At 63.4% G+C, this 21628-nt stretch carries 23 protein-coding genes and 2 pseudogenes; 14 read left to right on the plus strand and 11 right to left on the minus strand.

Features of this window, described 5'->3' with window-relative positions; genetic code table 11:
* Positions 1–51: 51 nt before the first annotated feature.
* A complete protein-coding gene (locus IWX65_RS11585) occupies positions 52–813 on the plus strand; it encodes a glycosyltransferase (RefSeq protein ID WP_196882994.1) in 762 nt (253 codons plus the stop codon).
* A 60-nt stretch (positions 814–873) separates the two neighbouring features.
* Here IWX65_RS11585 and IWX65_RS11590 read toward each other — a convergent pair whose 3' ends face one another.
* Complete coding sequence (locus IWX65_RS11590) at positions 874–2343, minus strand: APC family permease (protein ID WP_196882996.1); 1470 nt, start codon at positions 2341–2343, stop codon at positions 874–876.
* A 225-nt stretch (positions 2344–2568) separates the two neighbouring features.
* Here IWX65_RS11590 and IWX65_RS11595 point away from each other — a divergent pair, with 225 nt between their 5' ends.
* The 6 genes from IWX65_RS11595 (at position 2569) to IWX65_RS11620 (ending at position 8167) form a co-directional block, all read left to right on the plus strand.
* Entirely contained in the window at positions 2569–3465 is an 897-nt protein-coding gene (locus IWX65_RS11595; RefSeq protein WP_196882998.1) for a ribonuclease Z, read from the plus strand.
* Positions 3466–3888: 423 nt separating this feature from the next.
* Positions 3889–4788: a GAF domain-containing protein gene (locus IWX65_RS11600; protein ID WP_196883000.1), complete on the plus strand. Its 900-nt coding sequence runs from the start codon at positions 3889–3891 to the stop codon at positions 4786–4788.
* A gap of 191 nt (positions 4789–4979) precedes the next feature.
* The gene (locus IWX65_RS11605; RefSeq protein ID WP_196883002.1) at positions 4980–5615 is read left to right on the plus strand and encodes a GNAT family N-acetyltransferase; all 636 of its coding nucleotides are present in this window, start codon (positions 4980–4982) and stop codon (positions 5613–5615) included.
* Between the two features lie 18 nt (positions 5616–5633).
* Positions 5634–5894, plus strand: coding sequence for a GNAT family N-acetyltransferase (locus IWX65_RS11610; RefSeq protein WP_334683822.1), 261 nt, complete (start codon positions 5634–5636; stop codon positions 5892–5894).
* Positions 5895–6157: 263 nt separating this feature from the next.
* Positions 6158–7192 carry an AAA family ATPase gene (locus tag IWX65_RS11615; protein WP_196883004.1) on the plus strand — a complete coding sequence of 345 codons (1035 nt, stop codon included), beginning with the start codon at positions 6158–6160 and terminating at the stop codon, positions 7190–7192.
* Between the two features lie 132 nt (positions 7193–7324).
* Complete coding sequence (locus tag IWX65_RS11620) at positions 7325–8167, plus strand: metal-dependent hydrolase (RefSeq protein ID WP_196883006.1); 843 nt, start codon at positions 7325–7327, stop codon at positions 8165–8167.
* A gap of 479 nt (positions 8168–8646) precedes the next feature.
* Here the strand turns inward: IWX65_RS11620 and nrdF are convergent, their stop codons facing one another.
* The 4 genes from nrdF to nrdH all read right to left on the minus strand — a co-directional run bounded on the left by nrdF (position 8647) and on the right by nrdH (position 12595).
* Entirely contained in the window at positions 8647–9621 is a 975-nt protein-coding gene (gene nrdF, locus IWX65_RS11625; RefSeq protein WP_196822638.1) for a class 1b ribonucleoside-diphosphate reductase subunit beta, read from the minus strand.
* An 83-nt stretch (positions 9622–9704) separates the two neighbouring features.
* Positions 9705–11867: a class 1b ribonucleoside-diphosphate reductase subunit alpha gene (gene nrdE / locus IWX65_RS11630; RefSeq protein WP_196883008.1), complete on the minus strand. Its 2163-nt coding sequence runs from the start codon at positions 11865–11867 to the stop codon at positions 9705–9707.
* On the minus strand, positions 11864–12316 hold the full coding sequence (gene nrdI, locus IWX65_RS11635; RefSeq protein WP_196883010.1) for a class Ib ribonucleoside-diphosphate reductase assembly flavoprotein NrdI: 453 nt from the start codon (positions 12314–12316) through the stop codon (positions 11864–11866). The genes nrdE and nrdI overlap by 4 nt, the downstream gene beginning before the upstream one ends.
* A gap of 33 nt (positions 12317–12349) precedes the next feature.
* Positions 12350–12595, minus strand: coding sequence for a glutaredoxin-like protein NrdH (gene nrdH, locus IWX65_RS11640; protein ID WP_196883012.1), 246 nt, complete (start codon positions 12593–12595; stop codon positions 12350–12352).
* Positions 12596–13043: 448 nt separating this feature from the next.
* On the opposite strand from nrdH, the gene IWX65_RS11645 reads away from it, so the two are divergent.
* The 3 genes from IWX65_RS11645 to IWX65_RS17810 all read left to right on the plus strand — a co-directional run bounded on the left by IWX65_RS11645 (position 13044) and on the right by IWX65_RS17810 (position 15116).
* Positions 13044–13970 (plus strand): LysR family transcriptional regulator, encoded by a 927-nt coding sequence (locus tag IWX65_RS11645; protein WP_196883014.1) that lies wholly within the window; start codon positions 13044–13046, stop codon positions 13968–13970.
* Positions 13971–14103: 133 nt separating this feature from the next.
* Positions 14104–14781, plus strand: coding sequence for an SDR family NAD(P)-dependent oxidoreductase (locus tag IWX65_RS11650; RefSeq protein WP_334683823.1), 678 nt, complete (start codon positions 14104–14106; stop codon positions 14779–14781).
* A gap of 89 nt (positions 14782–14870) precedes the next feature.
* On the plus strand, positions 14871–15116 hold the full coding sequence (locus IWX65_RS17810; protein WP_334683824.1) for a hypothetical protein: 246 nt from the start codon (positions 14871–14873) through the stop codon (positions 15114–15116).
* Positions 15117–15370: 254 nt separating this feature from the next.
* Here the strand turns inward: IWX65_RS17810 and IWX65_RS11655 are convergent, their stop codons facing one another.
* A complete protein-coding gene (locus IWX65_RS11655; RefSeq protein ID WP_334683825.1) occupies positions 15371–16408 on the minus strand; it encodes an App1 family protein in 1038 nt (345 codons plus the stop codon).
* Between the two features lie 305 nt (positions 16409–16713).
* Here IWX65_RS11655 and IWX65_RS11660 point away from each other — a divergent pair, with 305 nt between their 5' ends.
* From IWX65_RS11660 to IWX65_RS11670, 3 genes are all read left to right on the plus strand, one after another.
* The gene (locus IWX65_RS11660) at positions 16714–17073 is read left to right on the plus strand and encodes a hypothetical protein (protein WP_196883019.1); all 360 of its coding nucleotides are present in this window, start codon (positions 16714–16716) and stop codon (positions 17071–17073) included.
* A 117-nt stretch (positions 17074–17190) separates the two neighbouring features.
* On the plus strand, positions 17191–17445 hold the full coding sequence (locus IWX65_RS11665) for a hypothetical protein (RefSeq protein WP_196883020.1): 255 nt from the start codon (positions 17191–17193) through the stop codon (positions 17443–17445).
* A 140-nt stretch (positions 17446–17585) separates the two neighbouring features.
* Complete coding sequence (locus IWX65_RS11670; RefSeq protein WP_196883022.1) at positions 17586–17942, plus strand: hypothetical protein; 357 nt, start codon at positions 17586–17588, stop codon at positions 17940–17942.
* 42 nt (positions 17943–17984) lie between these two features.
* Here IWX65_RS11670 and IWX65_RS17815 read toward each other — a convergent pair whose 3' ends face one another.
* The 4 genes and pseudogenes from IWX65_RS17815 to IWX65_RS11685 all read right to left on the minus strand — a co-directional run bounded on the left by IWX65_RS17815 (position 17985) and on the right by IWX65_RS11685 (position 20210).
* Positions 17985–18503: a hypothetical protein gene (locus IWX65_RS17815; protein ID WP_334683826.1), complete on the minus strand. Its 519-nt coding sequence runs from the start codon at positions 18501–18503 to the stop codon at positions 17985–17987.
* 58 nt (positions 18504–18561) lie between these two features.
* Positions 18562–18834 (minus strand): annotated as a pseudogene (locus IWX65_RS17820) (NAD(P)H-binding protein); the annotation flags it as partial.
* On the minus strand, positions 18831–19457 hold the full coding sequence (locus IWX65_RS11680) for a hypothetical protein (RefSeq protein WP_196883025.1): 627 nt from the start codon (positions 19455–19457) through the stop codon (positions 18831–18833). The pseudogene IWX65_RS17820 and the gene IWX65_RS11680, both read right to left, overlap by 4 nt.
* A gap of 54 nt (positions 19458–19511) precedes the next feature.
* Positions 19512–20210, minus strand: a complete 699-nt coding sequence (locus IWX65_RS11685; RefSeq protein WP_196883027.1) for an alpha/beta fold hydrolase — start codon at positions 20208–20210, stop codon at positions 19512–19514.
* A 631-nt stretch (positions 20211–20841) separates the two neighbouring features.
* On the opposite strand from IWX65_RS11685, the gene IWX65_RS11690 reads away from it, so the two are divergent.
* Positions 20842–21078, plus strand: coding sequence for a helix-turn-helix domain-containing protein (locus tag IWX65_RS11690; RefSeq protein WP_196883029.1), 237 nt, complete (start codon positions 20842–20844; stop codon positions 21076–21078).
* A gap of 286 nt (positions 21079–21364) precedes the next feature.
* Here the strand turns inward: IWX65_RS11690 and IWX65_RS11695 are convergent.
* Positions 21365–21628 (minus strand): annotated as a pseudogene (locus IWX65_RS11695) (LTA synthase family protein); the annotation flags it as partial.

Below are 21628 nucleotides of genomic sequence, written 5' to 3' on the forward strand. Positions count from 1 at the left end.
AAAGCATGATATCCATTCCCGCCCTGCTGCCATTTTCCAGGGAGATGCTCCGTGACTGATCGGTTCGCCGTCGTCGTTCCCCTCTTCAACGAACCCGACGTTGCGCGCACCCTCGAAGCTCTCCGCTCCCAGAAGGACGCCGGCGACTTCCGCATCTACATCGTGGACAACGGCTCCACCGACGATTCCGTCCACCGCGTCGAGCACTTCGCGCGGCTTCATCCGGAGGTTCGGATCGACGTCGTCGAGGAGCTGCAGAAAGGCACGGGGGCGGCCTGCGACACCGGGTTCCGCCGAGCCATGGCGGACGGCGCCACAGTGGTCGCCCGCACCGACAGCGACAGTGAACCGGCGGAGGACTGGCTTGACCGCATCCGCACCGCCTTCGAGAACGACCCGCGGGTGCAGCTTCTAGGAGGCACGAGCATTCCGCTTCGGGACCGATATTTTCGGCCCGGTGACGAATTGATCCTTCCCCTCGCGCTCGGGGCACTCCGGATCATCCTCGCGGTGTGCCATCTGGACGCGGGCTACCTCCGGTTCGTCGCCGGGCACAACATGGCGGTGCGGGCCTCGTCCTACGCGCACACCGGCGGCTTCGCGCGCACGTCCATCGATACGCGGGACGAGGACATCGACTTCTCGGTGCGGGTGGTCAGCCAACTGGGACTGTCCGCCGTGCGGATCGATTCCCGCCTCCGGGTTGCCACGTCCATGCGGCGCGTGCGGAAGTACGGCCTGGGCATGATGGGCCTGCACCACATGGTGCCGCAACTCCGCGGGAAGATCGGAAAAGTGATCGACGTGCGCTGAAACGCGCCCTGCGGATAGTGTGATCCGCCTGATGCTGTCCGGCTGTGACGGCGGCGAAAGTCAGTTGTCCTTGCCGACGTTCTGCATGCCGACCGGCTCGCCCCGCCCGGTGTTGGTCCTCCGGTTGATGAACCAGGTAATGACCCACAGCACGACGCCGATTGCCATCAGCCCTCCGGCGAGCTGGTACTGGATGACATCCCGGCCGACCCAGGGGCCGGCGAGGAAGGCACACAGGAGAGCCGCGATGATCGGCAGCGGCCCCGGCGAGGTGAAGAACACCTTGCGCTGAGGGTCCCTCTTGCCCCGCAGGACGACGCAGGCCACGTTCACCACGGTGAACACACACAGCAGCAGGAACGCCGTCGTGCCGGAGAGGTTCGCGACGATGTTGCTGTCCGGATCGCTGGTGACGTACCAGATCAGCCCCAGCGCGAGGATTGTCGAGAATGCGATACCGGCCCAGGGGGTGCGGCGTCCCGGGAGCACCTTGCCCAGTGCCCGCGGCAGGACATCCTGGCGGGCCATTCCATAGATCAGGCGGCTGGCCATCAGCATGTTGATCAGCGCCGTGTTCGCCACTGCGAAGACGGCAAGGAACGGGAAGATGTTCTCGATGGGGAAGTCCGGCGATCCCTTGGATACGACCTCGAGGAGCGCGGCGCCTTCGGCCTCCCGAATTCCCTCGAGCTCGGTGGGCGAGAGGACGGTGACCACGGAGACGGCCACCAGCATGTAGAAGATGACGGCGATCCCCAGGCCGGTGAGCATCGTCCGCGGGAAAATCCGCTCCGGGTTCTGGGTTTCCTCGACCATGTTCACCGAGTCCTCGAAACCGACCATCGCGAAGAAGGCGATGGACGTGGCGGCAGTGACTGCCAGGAAGAGGCCCTTGTCCTGGTAGTCGTTGAAGACGGTGATTTCGGAGAGATTTCCATTGCCCTGCACCATCACGTAGAAACCGACCCCGATCACGATGCAGAGTGCAACCACCTCCACCAGAGTGAGCACCACATTGAACTTCACGCTCTCCCCCACGCCGCGGAGGTTGATCACCGCCAGCAGCAGCATGAATCCCAGTGCAACCGCGGTGATCACGCCCTGCCCGGGCATGGCCATCCAGCCGTTGATCTCAAGGCCCCCGAAGAGGTTCTGGGCAAGGACGTTGGCTGATGTCGAGGCGCTGGTGATGCCTGAGCAGACGACGGCGAACGCGACCAGGAACGTGACGAAGTGGATTCCGAACGCTTTGTGCGTGTAGAGGGCTGCACCGGCCGCCTGGGGATACTGCGTCACCAACTCCAGATAGGAGAACGCGGTCATGGTTGCCACAACGAATGCGAGCAGGAACGGCAGCCAGACAATGCCGCCGACCGTACCGGCCATCGTTCCGGTAACGGCATAGACCCCGGCGCCGAGGATGTCACCGACGATGAACAGGAGCAGCAACTTGGGTCCGAGGACCCGTTTGAGTTCGGGTTCATTCCCTTCCGGAGTCGCGTCGGACACTTGGTCAGAAGTCGTGCTCATGGGTGGCCTCCACGCCGGGTACCGGCTCCGTCGGAAACTGCGGCCGGGCTCCCGGCCTGGACATTACGTACCTCACTTTGGCCCTGTCCGGTTGCCTTGGCAATGGCCAAAATGCAGACCTGCCTGCACCCTGCCCGCAGGAGCCTCGTACTCTTCTCCAAGACCGCCACCACCCGGTTGAGCCTGGTGTCTCCCGGTCGCCCGCCCACGATGCCACACTGAACCATGCGTGAGCTCGTCATCCTCGGCACTGCCTCCCAGGTCCCCACCCGAACGCGCAACTCCAACGGGTACTTCCTTCGATGGGAGCGCGAAGGGATCCTGTTCGATCCGGGCGAGGGCACACAGCGCCAGATGATTTCCGCCGGAGTTTCAGCGAGTCGCATCACGCGGATCTGCCTCACGCACGTGCACGGCGATCATTGCTTCGGACTGCCGGGGGTGCTTTCGCGGATGGTGCTCGACGGCGCCGCCCACGCGGTCCACTTGCACTACCCGGCGTCGGGTGAGCACGTGGTCCGGTCGCTGGTATCGCTCGCCACTCCGGGACTCGACCTCCGGCTCCATCCCCATGGCGGCGCCGGGCTGATCGCCCCGGGCCTTGAGGTGCGCCCCCTGCTCCACCGCATCGAGGCCTACGGCTACCGCCTGACGGAGCCGGACGGCCGGACCTTCCTGCCCGATCGGCTGTTGGCTGCCGGTATCTCGGGGCCCGACGTCGGACGCCTCCAACGCGAGGGAAGCATCGGCGGGGTTCACCTGAAGGATGTCAGCGTGCCGAGGCTCGGCCAACGGTTCGCCTTCGTGATGGATACGGCGTTGTGCGAGGGTGCGGAGGAGCTGGCGGAGGGTGCGGACCTGCTGGTGGCCGAGTCGACGTTCAGCGACGAGGATGCCGTGCTCGCGGATCAGTACCGGCACCTCACGGCGGGTCAGGCGGGCGCCCTCGGGGGCAATGGAGACGTGGGAACGCTGGTGCTGACCCACTTCTCCTCCAGGTACGACGACGTCGGGGTGCTGGCGGAGCAGGCCCGTGCCACGGCAGGCTCCGCAACGGTCATCGATGCCGCTGACCTCGATCGGATTCCTATTCCTCCACGCCGCGGCCCGTATCCTCGTTGAGCCGGTATACCCATCATGGTTTCCACCGTATCGCCCGGCAAGGTCACGAGGGAGGACGAGGCCTCGCCCAGACAACACCTCCCTCGGTGCCGGTTGCCTTCCGGAATGGCAGCCGAACAACCTGCCTATGGGCAGTGCGGGCGTACTGCCCTCGTCGTTCGACCACCAGGAGGCCCCCGCGCGTACATCCAGGAGACCAACTGCTGTGCGAAAGAGTGCTGTCCGCACTCAACCTCTGATCCGCTGAACGCGCAAATACTCCGAATACCCCCACGACGCCCCGGCGGAGTGCATCCTCCGCCCCCGCTGTCGACCCCCAGGGATGTGACGAAGCTGATATGAGGCCGACCCGCGGATCCTCTACCCTTGAACTTGGGCCGACAGCCTCCGGACGCTGGATAAGGGACGAGGAAAGGACTGAACGTGTTGGATGACTATCTGCAGCAGTGGACCGCTCTTCAGACCGTCCGCGCGTCGAACCTGCGCGTCGATGAGGTGTTTCTGGCGTACCTGAGTATCGGTGGTGCCACCGATGAGGTCGACGTCACCGGATACCTGACGGGCCTGGTCATGATCCCGGCCTCGGAGCGGGACCTGGTAGCGCAAGCGATCAACGAACTGCTGGACGTCACCGGATCGCTCGTCGACGGCGCCCACTACAGCACCGATGACATCACCGCCGGCTCGGGGTACAGCGAGTACCTCCGGACGTTGGTCCTCACCCCGGACGGGTATGCCTTCAATGTGCCACCCGTCGGCGATTCCAGCACCAGCAGCAGCACACCTCACGCTTCCCATGACGCTCTCCATAGGGCCCATGATGCCGGGGTGGGTACCGCTGCGGCTGACGACCTCGAGTTCCGGCGCTGCCATGCACTGTACGAGTCGGGGCTGATCGAGGCGGGATCGGAGCAAAGATTCGACAGGATCACCGCACAGGTCCGGGACCACTTCGGCGTCAGCTCCGCCTCGATCGCACTGATCACCGAGGACGCCCAGATCATCAAGTCCGTCATCGGCCCGATCGGTCAGGACCTACCGCGCGATCTTTCCCTGTGCTCGCGGACCATTGAGAAGGATCGGACCCTGGTGATCACTGATGCCGGCACCGACCCTGCTTACCGTGATCATCCCCTCGTCGCCGGCGGGCCGGAAGTCCGGTTCTATGCAGGCCATCCCGTGTCCACTGCAGGCGGGTGGCGGATCGGCACACTGTGCCTCATCGATGACCGGCCACGGGCATTCACCGAGGATGACGAACAGGATCTGAGGACCTTCGCAGCCCGCGTACAGGCTGAAATGTGGGTTTCTCCCCTTCACTGATGCTGCGCGGAAGCCTGCGAGCGTTCATGAGGGTATGGGTTCTCTGTCGTAAGCACATGAACGACGCCGCAGCGACCGTTCAACCAGAGAAATGAGTCTGCTGAGTTTCCTTCTGGCGCATTTCTGGTTAGTCTCAGGAGAGTACCAGGTCCAGAAAAAGGCCGTGGTTGCTGCCCAGCAGAGGAATGACCATGACCCAGCAGTTGCACTCCGAAACCGCCAGTTCGCCCGAGACCTTGGAAACGGCAACGCAGCCGGCCGCAGGATTCTCCGTAGAAGTCCCCCGTGATGCGCTTCAAGCCCGCTCCCTGGGAGGTCAGCGTGAGTCCGTCTGGCTGGAACGAGCACTGGCGATCGAGGACTTTTCCCAGGCCTCATTGAGAGAATTGCGGGTGCTGGCGAATCAGCTGTACCGGCTTATCGATGCGGACTTCCCACCTGCCGGGGCAATAGAATGCTATGAGGCCATCGCCGAGGAACTTGACCTGCGCTCCCGCCAGGCTACGAACCCTGAAACTGACGAACATGTGCAGGAGGTCTTTCGGGACAACCCGTTGTACTGCCGGTTCGAACTGTACGTTGACGGTACCCTCGCCGCGTACATGAAGTACACGATGCGCGGCGGGCAGATGAACCTCACCGACGGTGTCGAACAGCCCGGCTTCCGCGACAGGGGCGCCGATATGGTTTTGATGCGCCACGTCATGCTCAACACCCACAAGCGACGCCTGCGTGTTGTGCCTCAATGCCCCAGCGCCTTCGCTTTCCTTGCCGACAACCCCCAGTACCTCACCCTCGCACCTCACCTGAAGACCACCCAGCACTAACACCCCCAACGGTGCCGGTTGATAGGTTCGAAAGCCATCGCAGACGCCATGACGGACCGGGCCCTTGGCCAGGTGGGGCTGTGGGTCGGGAAGTTGAGCGAAGGTTGGGCCACAGCTGGCTACGGTGTTGCACCACAGGAACGGGGACGGCACGTCGCCGCAGATGCAGTGTCAGCACTCACCGAATTCGCTTGGGCGATTCCCGGTCTCCATAGGATCGAGTTACATGTCGAGCCGTGGAACACAGCGTCGGTTCGCGTTGCCGAACGCAGCGGGTAGAAACGTGAAGGCTTTCTGCGTAGCCATCAGTAAATCTCCGGGGAACGGGTAGACATGTTGCTCTATGCCGCTGTCCGAGAAGGATAGGGCAAACGGGACTCCCCTCACTTCCCACGTGCGATAGTTTGTCCAGAGACCTGTCAGCGAGTTTGCTGGAGTATGACGGTTGCGGCGCGTCCGCCAGGAAGCCCTGCCGTCCAGCACCCGATCTCACGACCGCGAACCAGTCACTCGCGGCCTACTAGTCGCCAGAGGAGAAACGCATGGCTGCCAGCCGCAATCCACTTGATGATCTACGCGAAACGCTCAGCCATCTCACCGAGCAGCTCAAACTGCCGGGGTCGGAACGGGTAGATGACCTGGTCGGTGATCTCTTCGGTGGGCGGCCAGGGCCGGCCCGGCCCCTCTCTGAGGTGCAGGCCGAGCTCGACGCCCTGGTAGGGCTGGAGACCGTCAAGGAACAGGTGCGGGCCCTTGTCGCGTTGCTTCAGGTCCAGGCCCGCCGCAAGGCGCACGGCCTGCCGGAAGTAGCTACATCGCAGCATCTGGTGTTCCTTGGAAACCCGGGCACGGGCAAGACCACCGTCGCGCGGCTCCTGGCCGAGATGTACCGGGCGGTCGGGCTGCTGCAGAAAGGTCATCTGGTCGAGGTAGACCGGTCGGGCCTGGTCGGGCAGTACGTCGGCGCGACCGCCATCAAGACGGACCGGGTAATTCGGCGGGCGTTGGACGGTGTCCTGTTCATCGACGAGGCTTACGCTCTGACCCCCGAGGACGGCCGGACCGACTTCGGTCCCGAGGCGATCGAGGTCCTGCTCAAGCGGATGGAGGATTACCGCCACCGCCTGGTGGTAATCGTGGCCGGATACCCTCAGCTGATGGAGTCATTCCTGCTCTCGAACCCCGGCCTACGCTCCCGGTTCGCGCGTGAAATCACTTTCCCCGACTACTCGGTCGACGCGCTTCAGACAATCTTCAACCGCATGCTGGGCCAGCACGAGTACCTACTGGAGCCGGGCGCGGACCAGATGCTGCGCCGCATCTTCTCAGGCCTTCACGCCGGCGAGGACTCCGGCAATGCGCGCTTCGCCCGCACGCTGTTCGAGCAGGCGCTCAACCGGCAGGCGCTGAGGCTGTCGCTCGACGAGGACCGGGACCTCGACGCGCTCGATCGGAACGCGGTGATGACGCTCACCACGGACGACATCATCGAGGCTGCTTCCGCCCTGGGAGAGGAACCGGCCGCGGAACCGGAACTAGAACCGGAACCGTCGCGATGGTGGCGCTGGCTGATGTAACTGTGCCCACCGCGTCGGCCAGTCCGTGCCGGGAGCGCAGGCCGGTGCGGATAATGGGGGTGGCACGCGTGAAGATGGTTCCCACCGGCGAGAATCCTGCAGTCGGGCCGATTCCTATCGAAAGGGACCTCCATGATGGGCGCCCACCATGCTGCCTGCGGCGCCGCCGCCTGGGTTGCAGCCACCACCCAGATCGAGGTACACACCGGGCGTTTCCTCCCGATGCTGCCGGACTCCGTCATCTTCGGTGTGGGGCTACTGGAGGTCAGCCCGGTCGGAGTCATCACCGGTGCGCTCGTGACGGCGGGGGCAGCTCTCCTGCCGGACGCCGATCACCACAATGCCACGATCGCCCACTCCCTGCCGCCGCTCTCCAACCTGCTATGTGCCGGCGTCGGGGCCATCTCCGGCGGGCACCGCCGCGGCACCCACTCGCTGCTCGGCGTCGCCGCATTCGTCGCCGTCGCCTTCGTGGCTGGGCTCTGGACGGTCGAGACCGCCGAGTTCGGTACCGTCTATCCTGGTGCAGGCATACTCACGGTGCTCCTCGCCTCCTTCGCGGCCAAGGCCCTGAAGATCATTCCGGACACCATGCGACGATCGCCGTGGGTGGTAGGGCTGACCGCCGGGGCCTTCGTCACGGCATTCGCGCCCGAGGAGCAGTTCTGGTTCCCGATGGCCATGGCTACCGGCGTGATCGTCCACATTGTTGGCGACATGCTCACCACAGGTGGCTGTAATCCGGTCTACCCCGTGCGGCTCCGCCGTCCACGGGGTCTGGGGCGGATTCCCGTGGTCGCGCAGGTATGGCGCCCCAACGGTAACATCGCAGTGCCGCTCCTCGGGAACGCCGGATCCCTGCGGGAGTGGTGCGTGCTGATACCCGTCTCGCTCTACGCCCTTGGTGGGGTGGGGTGGGCCATTACGAGGATCGACGACGGCCAGGCAGCGGCCCACCTCTCCGGGCTCGGCTGACGGCAGCACGGGAAACGCCGGAAACATCTTCGCGCAAGTGTCGGAGCAGACACCGGAGGCTGGAGGAGGTTCAATGCAGCCGGCTTCGCCAAACGAACCTCCGTAATGGCTCCACCGGCGACGCCCGGCTCGATCACCAGCGCAAGTTCGTAAGTCGGCTTTTCGGCGCTATTGAGGTAGCGACCAATGAACGCAGCCGTCCCGAAGGGTCCGTAGAACGCGTGATGCACTTCGGCGCGACCTCTGGTTGCGGCAGGTCCTTTGACTCCCCACGGGCGGCCGGAAGCGGCATGGGGATTCCCAGCTGCGATTCCTTTTGCTGGTCTTAGGCCCGCTAACTTCCGGATTGCCTCCCGGCGACGCTAGGGCGCCGGGAGGCGACGATGGCCAAGGCCTAGTTACAACTGAGTCGCGAGTACTTTGCTGGAAGTCATAGGAAGTGTGCAAAAGTCGCGGCTAGACGTTCACGTCACACTGGTCTAGAAGTCCCAGTCGTCATCCTCGGTGTTGACGGCCTTGCCAATCACGTACGAAGACCCTGACCCCGAGAAGAAGTCGTGGTTCTCGTCCGCATTGGGCGACAGCGCCGAGAGGATCGCCGGGTTCACATCGGTGACGGAAGCCGGGAACATGGCCTCGTAGCCGAGATTCATCAGCGCCTTATTGGCGTTGTAGTGCAGGAACTTCTTGACGTCCTCAGCAAGGCCTACGGAGTCGTAGAGGTCGTGCGTGTACTGGACCTCGTTCTCGTACAGCTCGAAGAGCAGCTCGAACGTGTAGTCCTTGATTTCCTGGCGCTTTTCAGGTGAAACGCGCTCCAGGCCCTTCTGGAATTTGTACCCGATGTAGTACCCGTGCACGGCCTCGTCGCGGATGATCAGGCGGACCAGGTCAGCCGTGTTCGTCAGCTTCGCCCGTGAGGACCAGTACATCGGCAGGTAGAAGCCGGAGTAGAAGAGGAAGCTCTCGAGCAGGGTCGAGGCGACCTTGCGCTTCAGGGGATCGTCGCCCTGGTAGTAGTCCATGACGATCTGCGCCTTCTTCTGAAGGTTCGCGTTCTCGGTAGACCAGCGGAACGCCTCGTCGATCTCCTTGGTGGAGGCCAACGTGGAGAAGATGGAGGAGTAGCTCTTGGCATGCACCGACTCCATGAAGGCGATGTTCGTGTAGACAGCTTCCTCGTGCGGGGTGAGCGCATCCGGAATTAGGCTGACGGCACCGACGGTTGCCTGCACGGTGTCGAGGAGGGTGAGTCCGGTGAAGACGCGCATGGTGAGCTGCTGCTCGTCCGGGGTGAGCGTGGCCCACGACTGGACGTCGTTGGACAGCGGCACCTTCTCGGGCAGCCAGAAGTTGTTGACCAGGCGGTTCCAGACGTCCACGTCCTTGTCATCCTGGATGCGGTTCCAATTGATTGCTTCGACATGTGTCAGAAGCTTGACCTTCTCGGTCATTTCTTCCCCTAAAAGTTGGGTTCTATCTAAGCTAAACGTACGACGGCGGGCGGTGACCCACCGTCATTATCAACCGATGACGGTTACAACATGCAGCTGACGCAGTTTTCTACTTCGGTCCCTTCCAGCGCGAGCTGGCGAAGACGGATGTAGTAAATGGTCTTGATGCCCTTGCGCCAGGCGTAGATCTGGGCCTTGTTGATGTCACGCGTGGTGGCGGTGTCCTTGAAGAACAGCGTCAGGGACAGGCCCTGGTCCACGTGCTGCGTGGCGGCGGCATACGTGTCGATGACCTTCTCGTAGCCGATTTCATACGCGTCCTGGTAGTACTCCAAGTTGTCGTTCGTCAGGTACGGAGCCGGGTAGTACACGCGGCCCAGCTTGCCCTCCTTGCGGATCTCGATCTTCGACGCCACCGGGTGGATCGACGAGGTCGAGTTGTTGATGTAGCTGATGGAACCGGTCGGCGGCACGGCCTGCAGGTTCTGGTTGTAGATACCGTGCTCCATGACGGAGGCCTTCAGTGCGAGCCAGTCCGCTTGCGTGGGGATGGTCACGTTCTCGAAAAGTTCGCGGACGCGCTCGGTGGCGGGCTCCCACACCTGGTCGGTGTACTTGGCGAAGAACTCACCGCTGGCGTACTTCGACTTCTCGAAGCCGGCGAACGTGCTGCTGGTCTCGATGGCCATCAGGTTGGACGCCCGGAGGCAGTGGTAGAGCACGGAGTAGAAGTAGATGTTGGTGAAGTCCAGGCCCTCTTCGGAGCCGTAGTGAACCCGCTCCCGGGCCAGGTAGCCGTGCAGGTTCATCTGGCCCAGACCGATGGCGTGCGACTGGTCGTTGCCCTTGGCGATCGAGGGTACCGAGGTGATGTTGCTCATGTCGGACACAGCCGACAGGGTGCGGATCGAGGTCTCGATGGTTCGGCCGAAATCGGGCGAATCCATGGTCTTCGCAATATTCAACGACCCGAGGTTGCAGGAGATGTCCTTTCCGGTCTCGGCGTAGGACAGGTCATCGTTGTACGTGGTGGGCTGCGAGACCTGAAGGATCTCCGAGCATAGGTTGGACATGATGATCTTGCCGTCGATCGGGTTGGCCCGGTTCACGGTGTCCTCGAACATGATGTACGGGTAGCCGGACTCGAACTGGATCTCCGCGAGGGTCTGGAAGAACTCGCGCGCCTTGATCTTCGTCTTCTTGATCCGGGAATCATCGACCATCTCGTAGTACTTCTCGGTGACCGAGATGTCGGAGAACGGCATGCCATACACCTTTTCGACGTCGAACGGCGAGAACAGGTACATGTCCTCGTCGCGCTTGGCGAGTTCGAAGGTGATGTCGGGGACGACGACGCCGAGGGACAGCGTCTTGATGCGGACCTTCTCATCGGCGTTCTCGCGCTTGGTGTCGAGGAACCGGTTGATGTCCGGGTGGTGCGCGTGGAGGTACACCGCGCCGGCGCCCTGGCGCGCACCGAGCTGATTGGCGTAGGAGAAGCTGTCCTCGAGGAGCTTCATCACGGGGATGACGCCCGAGGACTGGTTCTCGATCTGCTTGATCGGTGCGCCGACCTCGCGGATGTTCGTCAGGGCGAAGGCAACACCTCCGCCGCGCTTGGATAGCTGGAGCGCCGAGTTGATGGAGCGCCCGATGGATTCCATATTGTCTTCGATGCGCAGCAGGAAGCAGGAGACAAGTTCCCCGCGCTGGCGCTTGCCGGCGTTGAGGAAGGTGGGGGTGGCGGGCTGGAACCGGCCCTCGATGATCTCGTCGACGATCTGCGTGGCGAGCTGCTCGTCGCCGCGCGCCAGGTGCATGGCCACCATGCACACGCGATCCTCGTAGCGCTCGAGGTAGCGCTTCCCGTCGAACGTCTTCAGGGTGTACGAGGTGTAGAACTTGAAGGCGCCGAGGAAGGTCTCGAAGCGGAACTTCTTCGAGTAGGCACGCTTATAGAGGTCGCGGATGAAGTTCATTGTGTACTGGTGGAGGGTTTCCCGCTCGTAGTACTCGTTCTTCACGAGATAGTCGAGCTTCTCCTCGAGGTCGTGGAAGAACACGGTGTTGTTGTTGACGTGCTGCAGAAAATACTGGTGGGCAGCTTCCTTGTCGGCGCCGAACTGGATCTCTCCATTGGGGCCGTAGAGGTTGAGCATCGCGTTGAGCTCGTGGTACCCCATGTCCCGGTAGCGCTCGGCCGATGCCGCGGGAGCTCCCGCCGTTTCCGTCTCTGCAACACTCATGTCCAAAACTCTTCCAATCCTTGATTTACACGGTCGACGTCCTCGGACGTCCCCATGACTTCGAACCTGTAGAGAACAGGAACGTTGCACTTCGCGGCGACGATGTCCGCCGCCAGGCAGTAGGTTTCACCGAAATTCGTGTTGCCTGCACCGATCACCCCCCGAAGGAGCGACCGGTTTCCTGCATCGTTCAAAAACTTCACCACTTGCCGGGGTACTGCTCCCTTGCCGGTGATTCCGCCGTAGGTCGGAAGCACCAGCACATAGGGGCGAAGCGCCGTCAGCGTCGGGTCACTGGTTCGGAGTGGCAGCCGGGCCGTCGTCGTCGCGAGCTTCCGCACGAACCGGTGTGTGTTGTCCGAAACCGAGGAGAAGTAAATCAGCGGAGCGTCAGTGACGCCCCCCTGAGCGGCCGGCTCGCGGATTGCTGACTTACTGGTGGTGGTCATTCGAGGGGCGAGGTGCCCGGTGCCTGAACCGAATCAGGCGACCGAGCTGATGGCTGAAAGGGCCAGCTCGTTGATTTTGTCAGGCCGGAAACCGGACCAGTGATCCTTGTCCGTCACCACGACGGGCGCCTGCAGATAACCCATCGCGCGAACACGCTCCAGCGCGGCGGGATCCTGTGAAATATCGACGCTCTGATAGGTGATTCCCTTCCGATCCAGAGCCCGGTAGGTCGCGTTGCACTGTACGCATGCTGGCTTGGTGTAAACCGTGACGGTCATGTCCCTCTTCCCCTTCTCATCCTGCTGAAATGCTGTGTCTTGCGGGTGTATGTGAGGCTTTCCAGGAAAGGAGGAATTCCGAGGAATTTCCGGTCTTTCGGCCCTGCCCTGCCAGCGAGTTATTCGATATCTAGATACTACATCTAGTACGCCGTGCGGCTACAGACCCCTAGATGATGTATTACAAGTATGTCATTCCGGGGCTGAGCAGTCCACACGAAATCCACAGGCAGAGGGCCCGGAAAGCCCGGAAACCGGGCCTTTTCCGCGACGTGTCCACACCCTGTGCAGGACTTGCGCACAGGCCAAAAAAATTTGGGGATTGACATTTCTCGGCGTGTCGCAGTGCCGCGGAAACCCGGTGGACGCCCCCCGGCGTCGCCGAAGGTATGCTCGAAAAACCATGCCCGGCCCTCTGCCGGTCCAACGAACCAGGAAGGGAGCAGTCGTGGTCAACCCGGTCCATCTGCGAACCCTTCTGGAGGTCATCCGGCACGGTTCCTTCGCTGGAGCAGCCACCGGCCTCGGCTACACGGCCTCGGCAGTCTCCCAGCAGATGTCGGCACTGGAGAAGGACACCGGAACAACGCTCTTCGCCCGGAGCGCTCGGAGCGCCGTCCCGACCGAAGCCGCCGTCGTCATGTCACGGCACGCGGCAAAGGTACTCACCGACATCGACGCGCTGCTCGCGTCCTCGGCACGGGCCGACGGCGGGACCGCCGAGGAGCTCCGGCTGGGCATCTTCCCGAGCCTCGCGACCTTTGCGCTGCCCCGCCTGCTGGGCACCCAGCAATGGCGGAAGCTCGGCATTCGCCTGAAGGTTTACGTCGCGGAACCGGCACAGACCATTCAGGGGTTGCGGACAGGCGGTGAACTCGATCTGGCGCTCGTCTACCAGGTGGGCCAGGCCGGCCTCGCCTGGCCGTCCTCCGTCAGCCGGCAGTGGATCGGGGACGACAATTTCCGCGTGATCCTTCCGGCCTCGTGGGGCATCCGGCCCGGCTCGACGGTCAGCGCCGACCAACTCGCCGACATGCCATGGATCCTCCACCACCCCGGAACCGCCGACGCCACCGTGATCGAACGGCTCTTTGCCAGCTGTAACCTGCACCCCCGCGTCATCGCCTACTGCGATGACTTCAACGCCAGCCTCGAAATGACGGCGGCCGGCCTCGGCGCAGCGCTCGTCCCCGAACTCGCGATGCTGAACCGGCCCGATGGCGTCGTGGCCCTCGACGTTCCGGAGATCCGCCTCGCGCGGAGCATCTTCGCCCTGCAGACCGGGGACAGGCGCAACATCCGGGTGCGGCTCTTCATGGATCAGCTCGCGGAGATCCTCAAAGGGCAAAGGATCGTACCCAAGCACACAGCGTAGCTTTTTTCTCCCCGCAGTGAACAACGGATATCCGTTGAGCTTGCTTTTCCGCCTGGCTACCCTCGAAGCAGGCATGCCAGTCGTTGCATGCACTCCGTGGCACTGCCGAGACTCTACTGCAGAGGAGCAACCCATGCGCGCCAAGAATTCCGTCGTCGTCATCACCGGTTCAGCAAGCGGAATCGGGCGGGCGGCCGCACTGCACTTCGCCCGCAGGAAAGCCTGCCTTGTCCTCGTATCGCGGCGAGGGGATGCGCTCGAATCCCTGGTGGCCGACTGCACGGCGCTCGGCGCCCGAGCCATCGCGGTACCCACGGACGTAACCGACGCCGACGCCGTCCAGGCACTTGCCAGCCGCGCCGTCGAGCACTTCGGCCGGCTGGACGTCTGGGTCAACAACGCGGCGGTGTCCTACTTCTCACCCTTCCTGAAGGTTCCGCTCGACGACTTCCGCCGAGTTCTGGACGTCAACGTAATGGGCTACGTCCATGGCGCCCGTGCGGCTCTCGAACGGATGGAGCAGCAGGGTTCCGGCGTGCTCATCAATGTCGCCTCGATCGTCGGCGAGGTTCCACAGCCCTACACCACTGCCTATTCCATGTCGAAGGCAGCCGTCCGTGCCCTGGGCGTCAGCCTGCGCTCCGAGCTGCGCCTCGACAAGCGGAAAAAGAAGATCCACGTCTGCACCGTCCTTCCCGCCACGATTGACACCCCTTCTTCGACGACGCAGCCAACTACACCGGGCGGCGTGTCCTCGCCATGCCTCCGGTCTACAGCCCGGAGCGCGTCGCCAAGACTATCTGTGCCCTGATTGAGGAGCCACGCGGCGAGGTGGTCGTGGGGCGGATCGGGCGTTCGATGGTGCGCCAGCACCGGTTCATGCCCGGGCGGATCGAAACCATGATGGCAGTTCAGGTGGAGAAAACGCACCTCTCCAGGAAGGAAGCCGCCGTCGATTCGTCCGGAAACCTGTACGCGCCCTCCCCCGATCCGGACAACGCCACCGTCACCGGAGGCTGGAGCGGTAAGCGGCGCACCGCGCAGCGTGCCCTCGCCGGGGCCGTTCTCCTCGGCGCAGGCGGAGTGGCGCTGCTTCCAGGCGGGCGGAAAGCCATCAGCGACCTGTGGTGCAGCGCCCGGTCCTAGGCAACTGCGGCTGGAAAAGATCGGTGTGGCCGCCGCGGTCGACCACGTCGTGCAGATGCCCGCCAGCGGCCGAATCGCCGCCCAGGGGAATGATGAGCAGATGGTCACCACTGTGGTGGCGATATGAGGCCCGGCGAGAAGATCGGCTTCACCATATACCTGTGCCCCGTGCGGTCCCAGCCACCCGGGCGGGACCGCGCCACTGAAACCCACCCGGTGTGATTGGGCTGTCCGGCCCCCTCGCCACCAGCGGGCTAAAGCTGGCCCCGCGGCTGTGGATCACGTTCGATGATGCCCATTTCCTCCAGCTGTTCGGACATCCCTGCGCCGTCGGGCGCGTACACCCAGGGGATGCCGGGAGTGGTGTCCTTCGGCGCTTTCTTGGACCGGCCGCCGGCCAGGACCGCTTCACCTGCGGACAACTGGCGAATGGCGATTGCGCGAACGTTCTCGGGGTGGCGCTGGGCGAACTCGGCGTAGATCACTTCGTCATGCTGGCCGTCGTCGCCCACCAGGAGCCACTTCGTGTCCGGGAACTCACCCGCAAGCCGTTCCAGTGATGTGCGCTTGTGGTCCTGCCCGCTGCGGAACCACCGATCCCGCGTGGGACCCCAATCCGTGAGCAGTTTCGGGCCGGCCGGGTACAGGTTCCGTGAGAGAAAGCGCGTCAGGGTAGGAGCCACATTCCAGGCGCCGGTCGAGAGATAGAGCACGGGTGCTGAGGGAACGGTGCGGGTGATGCGCTCGTAGAGCACTGCCATGCCCGGCGTAGGGGTGCGGGCGTGCTCATCAAGCACGAACGTGTTCCATGCTGCAAGGAAAGGGCGGGGCAGTGCCGTGACCATGACGGTATCGTCGATGTCGGAGACGACGCCGAAAGGCGCATTCTCGTCAACGACACGCATCGGGGCGTCTGCCACCCGTGAATCGCCGGAGTGCAGGCGCACCGTGTGCCAGCCCGGTTCGAGGTCCACCTCGATCCGTGCATCGATGACCCCTCCCCGATCTGCTTTCACCTCGTGGGTCGAGCCGTTGACCTCCACCTGCACCACCGCGCCGCCCACGGCAGCGCTGGTGAAGTTGCGCCAGCCGCGCATGCCCTCCTTGAGCGGCTTCAGCGGACCGGCCGCGGGAACCGGTTCGCTGTCCCGGGGATCTGCAAGGACCACCCGGGCCAGGACCCGAAGCCAGCTCGTCGTACCATATCCGGTATAGGGAATGACCGTCTCGACATGTCCGCGCTTCAGTGCCAGCCGCGTCTGCAGGGACAACCACGCCTCGTCGATCCTCATGGCGAGGTGGGTGCGCTCCTTCACCTCGACGGGAGCAATATCGATTGCCTCCGCGTTACCCGGGATGTCCTGGGCTGGGCCCGATGTGTCAGAAGTGTTCGATGAGGAATTGCCCGAGGGCTGCTGATCAGGGGTCGAAGACATACCTTCAGTTTGCCATGGGAGTCCTCCTGGTTTCATTCGTTTCAGGAGAAGCGATGCGTTGCCGCAGGTAACAGGGTTGCAACAACTCGGAATCAAGCCGCAAAAGAGGGTTGCCCTATCAACGGGCGCCCTGCAACCCTTGATTATCTACAGGGGGAAACATGACGACACAGCATGGCAGCTACGTCCATAATTCACACTCCGACGGCGCACTCCAGCGCTGGGCTGACGTTTCGGGGAACGGAACCATCGCGCCGCAGGCGGGAAAAGACCTGGCCGCCGCTATCTCCTTCGGAAATGCCCAGGGAGCGCTCGAAGCGCTCGCCGATGAGGCAGCTTCCCTGAGCGACGACGACGTCAAAGCGCTGCACTACGCCAACGAGATGTGCGATCTCCGGATGTACGAGGCGTTAGTGACGCTCGACGACCACGGACCAATCCTCCCGGAAGATGTTCGGCAGGCGATATTGGCAATGGAACGGGACGGCTTTTGGGAAGGCCGTCCGCAATGGGTTCTCTAAGGTAACCAAACCTTCGTCCAAACGAGTCCGACTCGAGATCTGGAAGTCCCACGGATCCGTTGGGTCGGCTGGAGAATGGTCTCTGGGGCACGAACAATCTTCGGTGGGGGTAGAAGCATGCAGTGGTTAAGGAAGAACAAAACGTCAATTCCGGCATATGTGGCCCTTCTGGCCGTCGCGAGCTTCTGGGTTGCTGGAGGAGTCGGGGCCCTGGACGTCCTGGGGAACGCAAGCTCCCCGATGGCCATGCTCACGGGACTGTACCTGATGCTTGCCCTCGTGGCTGTTTCGATCATCATCACGGTTCTGGCCCTCACGGATCTGACCCGCAGGGCGTCCGACTCGAAACGTCGGCGCCGGATGATGCAATAAGGGGATAGCGGTCCCACGAGCTTCAGGACAGACCCGGAAGGCAGCAATCCTGCGGGTGGCTCCGCAACGAATGACCCATATCCACGCACGCTGGTGGAAGCCGCAGTTGCCGAACCGTTTCCTGGTTTCCGAGGAGCATCATGAAGACCGCAGTTCTTCCATCGCCTCGCATCTTCGACGTGGCGTGGACGCGCGAGCAGCTTATCGCCGTCGCGGAAGCCAACCGGGAGTCGCAGGCACATACTGCCTACCGTGGTGCGGCCCGGGCGATGGCCGGTTCGGGCCGGCACATCGACACGGTCCGCATCCGCGCACTGGTGACCGAGGTCATGGGCGGGATCGAGGGCACGTACTACATCTGCTCATCTCTGCAGTCCGCCCATCTGGCCATCAGCTTTCCCGACCGTTTCACGAAGCGGCAGATCGAGCTGTTGACACATCCCTTGGAGATTGCGCTACAGATCAGTGCGGAGCGTATCCCTGGAACGGCTGCCTGACTGGTTGCTTGACCGGCGACCGCTCGCGGCGAGTTAGCGACGTCAGCTTTGATCCGCAGCGAGGAATTCTGCGAAGGACAGTGGGCGCCTTCCCGTGATGGTTTCAATGTCACTGCTGACCACCGCCAGTTCATTGGCGGCGATTGCGGTGTAGGTGGAGACCCACGCCTCGACCTGCCAATCCGCCGCACCGAAACCTTTGCGCGACTCGTATGCTTCGGCAAGGGTCTCATTGAAAAAGGTGATACGAGTTCCGCGCGCCGCCGTGAGCGTTCGGGCGAGCTGGGTCAGGGTGAGCGCTTCCGGTCCGGTGAGGTCATAGGTCCTGTTCCGGTGGGCAACCGGATCCCTGAGCACGGTTACGGCAGTGCGGATGATGTCGGCGCGGCTGACGACGGCGACTCTGCCGTTTCCTGCCGGACCCCGAATGATTCCGTCCTTGCCGGCGAGCGCACTTATCAGGTCGCTGTACAGGCTGTCGCGCAGGAACGTGTAGCCGATTCCGGTGGCCCTGATGTATTCCTCGGTGGCCGAGTGGTCTCGCCAGCGTGAAGGTGGCATCCGGGGCTGCGCCAAGAAAGGACGTGTAGACGAGGTGTCGCACTCCTGCCTCTTCCGCGGCGTCGATGAAGGCGCGGTGCTGGCCGAGGCGGTCAACGTCCTCCGAGGCCGAGACCATGAACAACGTCTCAACCCCTTCCAGGGCTGCCCGCGAGGCAGCACGGTCGGAGTAGGAGGACCGAAAGACCATCGCCTCGTCAAGCTGCGGTGCTCTTGCTGGAGTGCGGACCAGGAGCCGCTGAGCTACACCGGCACCGGAGAGGAGGCGTGCTACGCCCCCGCCGACGGCGCCTGTGCCTCCGGTCACCGCGAGAGGGGGCAGGACACTCATCGGGGCGGCCGGAGGGCCGACTGAACGACAACAAGATTCTGTCCGTACTGCTCGTCCAGGGATTGCTGGATTGCTCCGTCATCGAATGGCACCGTGATGACGAGGAAGCCATCGGCTATCCAGGACTCGAGGAGGTCCGGCTCGCCCGAGGCGGAAAGCTCTGCCTGAATGGTGCCGAGCCGGTGTTCATCGCCGTCACCAATCTTTCCTTCGGCCAGCCGCGGGTCGACGTACGGCGTGGTGTCGTACAGCGAGAGTGGAACAGGGTCCTTCGTCCGCGTGAATTCCGAACCGTCCCAAGTTCCCTGCACTGCGTAGGCACCCCAAATGACCCCCGATGCGCTTTCGAACTGGTCCGCCGTCGACCAGTCCCAGCCCCGAAGAACCGGCCCCGTGCACTGCGGCGGATACGATTCTGCAACACTTCCCAGGCAGAACTGGGGCGGCTCATCGCCCTGCTGCAGCACCGTTCCCTGGCCCACGAGTTCACCACTTGCCGGTGTTTCGGGTGCTGCAGGCGTGTTGACGGAGCCACTCTTCGGAGGCGCGACATCGGCACAGCCAGCAAGGACGACCATTCCCACGGCGCTCGTCCCGACGACCGCACAGATGCGCAAGTTCATGGACATATTGTGGCGGGGATACCCGCTCTTCGGAAGCACCCGGTTCACCCTGGCTCAACGGTCGACGGCGTCAAGAATGGCAGCGCCGAGCTCGAGCGGCTTGGTGAACTGCGGCCAGTGCCCCGTTGGCAGGTCCATGTACTCGACGTCGTTGATCCGGGCGAGCTCAGCCACGAACGGATGGCCTGCCTCGATCCACTCGGTGAGCATGGCAGAGGGAAACTGGCACGCGATGATGGTGGCCGGGACGTCGTAGCGGCGCTCATCGGAAAGGTTCTGCCTGTCGGACGCGACACCCCGCGGCTGGGGGATGGCGCGTTTGCGGAACGCGGCTCGCAGCTCGTCGTTCAGGTCCACGAGGTCCGTCTGCTCAAAACTGTCCCATGGCGGCAGAGGCACGTCGTCGCCGTCGGTCGCCAATCCGTCATTGATGACGCCGTCCTCCCCCAGCGGCCCGCTGTCGACGTATACGGCTCGGGCCACGCGGTTCGGGCGGGCGTCCACGGCGCCGTGGATGATAGCGCCTCCCCCGGAGTGGCCCACGAGGACCACCGGAGTGTCGATGCTGTCGATCACGGCCACCACTGCGTCGATGTGGTCGTTCAGGCCGATGCCGGCACGCGGCGCGTTGATCGCCTCAAGCCCCGGCAGCGTGAGTGGAAGGACCCGGTGTCCTGCGGCCACGAGAGGTGGCGTGACCTTCTTCCATGACGATGCGTCCAACCAGAAGCCGGGAACCAGGATGATGTCCATCCCGGTAGATTACGCCCTCGGAATTGCCCATCGGGGAAATACGGGTCCCGAACCGAAATCCTGCCAGGCGTCGTCCTTGCTGCTGCCGCAGGCGGCACCTATACGGCGCGCCGGCGCAACAGCTGATCCAGGAACCGGCTATTCCCGCGAAGGGTGCGTCACTGCCAGTTCCCAAGGTAGGGGCGCACTCTCTCCTGTCGAAGAGGAATCTCCCGCAACGCGGAGCATCAATCCGCTGATTGCTCATCGTCGGGGGCTTTCGGACGCGAGTGGAGGAACCTGTTCATGAAGAATTCGAAGACGACCCACGCGATCAGCCGGCCCAACCCGGACAACACCTCAGTCATTGTCGCTCAATGTATTGCCTCCCTGCGTATTGCCTCCCTGCGGCACGGGCGAGAGATGCCCGTCGTTCGTCCGTGCCACTATGCCGGAGACACAGCGAAAGAGCCATGGTGTCGGCACTCGCTTTGGAGCACTCAGGTATCCGGACGAGTGGCAGGTGGTACCAGCGCCTAGCTACCTGCACTGGGAGGAAGGTCACAGGTAATCGGTACGCTGTTTTCGCTCGGCCCGCTGATCGAGCATGGGCATACGCGAGCGGCAGTCATGTCGGGAAAACAGGTGGGGAATGGCTGAGATACTGGGCAGCGATCCGTTGATGACGGTCGCGGAAGTTGCAGAGGCGATGCGCGTATCGAAGATGACGGTGTACCGATTGGTTCACGCTGGTGAAATGGGCTCGGTCCGCGTCGGGCGCTCCTACAGAATCCCCGAGTCCGCGCTCGAACGCTATATTGCCTCGACCAACCCTCAAGGGCTGCCAGCGGCACCTGGCGACAAGGATGCGGCGACCAACCCGAGCTGAAGGCCTTGCCACGACGCGCGCCGAAGGACACCGGGGGGTGATAGCAGCATCCCGCTTCGGACACCGTGGGTGGGCAGGGCCGGGCGATTCGTTACACACCCTGCACAGGAGGTGGGGGTGCGCCTGTGCGAATGGAGGGGCGCTCCGAGTTCACGCCACGACAGCAGATGCTCGACGATGGAAAACCTCTCCCCTGTCGTCACTGCATCGAGATGGTTCGGGCGGTGAAGGCATCCCCGAACCGAACCAAGGTGCCGGCTTCATCGCCGACCGGTGGCGGACAGCCCTATCGGGTGGCGTCCTCGCGGGTCCAGGCCTCAGCGTAGAAGCGGGGCGAAAGCGATTCCAGCAGCTCGGTATAAGCACTCGGCTCCATCGCCTGCGCTGAACTAGCAGGGACATTCGGGCCGAAGGCGGACACGCCCAGCCCGGCCTCATGATCCTTCAGCGTCAAACCGGCGGCCTCCAGGATCGTGGGGTACATGTTCAGCTGGTCCACTCCGGGTCGCAGCGTGCTGGTCTTGTCCTGGCCCGGAATCCAGATCCGATT

The organism is Arthrobacter sp. CAN_A214 (assembly GCF_015751955.1).
Classification (GTDB): domain Bacteria; phylum Actinomycetota; class Actinomycetes; order Actinomycetales; family Micrococcaceae; genus Arthrobacter_D.